Here is a 1,462-nt window from a genome sequence, read left to right as displayed (position 1 = left end):
TGCCGTTCTCGAACACCGTGCGCCATTCCAGCCCATGTTCGTTGAGCGCCGAAAGCACCGCCGGGCGGAAAGCGCAGGTGTCGGCGACGATCGAAACCGGCAGCGGCCGCTTGGCGCGGGCGACGCCGCCCTTCGCGCCGACCCAGACCAGCCGATCGACGGCAAGGCATTCGCCGGCCGTCGGCCCAACCCGCTCCTCGATCACCGCAAGGTCGATGGTTCCCGCGGCAAGCGCTGACGCCAACTCCGGTGAGGAGGCGCAGACCAGCGAGATCTCGACCTGCGGATAGGTCTCGGCATAGGCCTTCAGCACCGGCGCCAGCAAGGTGCCGACGAGATCGTAGGGCACGCCGAGCCGCACCTGGCCGGCGACAGCACTTCCCGCCATCTCGGCCCAGATCTCGTCGTTGAGGCTGAGCAGGCGCTTGGCCTTGTCGAACAGCCGCTCGCCGGAGCGCGTCAGGCGCAGGCCGCGCCGGTCGCGCTCGAAGAGGCTGCAGCCGAGCGTGTCCTCCAGCCGCTTGACCTGCTGGCTGACGGCGCCCTGCGTCAGATGCAGCGCGTTGGCGGCCGCCGTCATGCTCGCCTTGTCGGCCACGGTGACGAAAGTGCGCACCAGCGCGGTATCGAGATTGCGGATCATCCGTTCATTATAGATGCTAATGTCACTCATCGCAAACATTGCATTTACTGATATCAGCTCAGGCCTACCATGGAGCCTTCCGAAAAGGACGCCCCATGCTCCAGCCCATCCTGCCGCTCATCCTGTTTGCCTTCGTGGCCACCGCCACGCCGGGCATCGCCACCACCTTGTCGACAGCCTCGGGCGCGCAGTTCGGCTTTCGCCGGTCGGTTCCCCTGATGATCGGCAGCGCCGCCGGCCTCGCGACGGTGACCGCGGCCGCGGCCGCCGGCCTTGCCGGCCTGCTGCTTGCGGTCCCCTCGCTGCAATTGGCGATGAAGGTGATCGGCTCGCTCTATCTGCTGTGGCTGGCGCTCAAGATAGGCCGCGCCGGGCCACCCAATCTCGATGTGACGATGGCCAGGCCCAACAGCTTCCTCGGCGGCGCCGGCATCCAGTGGATGAACCCCAAGGGCTGGGCGATGGGACTGGGCGCGGCGGCATCCTTTGCAGCCCTTGCCGACGGGCCGGGACAACTCGCCTTGCTGCTCGGCTCGACCTTCGGCCTCGCCGCCGCCATCTCGCTGTCCGTCTGGTGCGTCGCCGGCATGGTGTTGGCCCGGCTGCTCAAGACCGAATGGCAATGGCGCGCGCTCAACATCGTGCTGGCGCTAGTGCTGGCCGCGTCGATCATTCCGATGTGGCGGACGGCGTAGAAGCTGCGGCCTTGCAGAAGCTGGGGGCTTGCCCCCCGACAAAGCGCTTATGCTGTGCTGGTCGACCCCCACTCCGTCTCGGCTTCGCCGAGCCACCTCTCCCCCGATCGACGGGGTAGAGGAA

2 protein-coding genes are annotated in these 1,462 nt (G+C 67.4%); one reads left to right on the top strand and one right to left on the bottom strand.

Annotation, left to right across the window (positions count from 1 at the left end; translation table 11 throughout):
- A partial coding sequence (locus LB568_RS33385) for a LysR family transcriptional regulator (protein ID WP_224732399.1) occupies positions 1-682 on the bottom strand: 682 nt, incomplete at its 3' end.
- Between the two features lie 56 nt (positions 683-738).
- Here LB568_RS33385 and LB568_RS33380 point away from each other — a divergent pair.
- Positions 739-1,338, top strand: a complete 600-nt coding sequence (locus LB568_RS33380; protein WP_224732398.1) for a LysE family translocator — start codon at positions 739-741, stop codon at positions 1,336-1,338.
- The last annotated feature ends 124 nt before the right edge of the window (positions 1,339-1,462 follow it).

It is taken from the genome of Mesorhizobium sp. B263B2A (assembly GCF_020165775.1).
Lineage (GTDB): Bacteria > Pseudomonadota > Alphaproteobacteria > Rhizobiales > Rhizobiaceae > Mesorhizobium > Mesorhizobium opportunistum.
The sequence above is the reverse complement of the archived record's forward strand: the minus strand, read 5'-3'. Positions and strand labels throughout refer to the sequence as shown.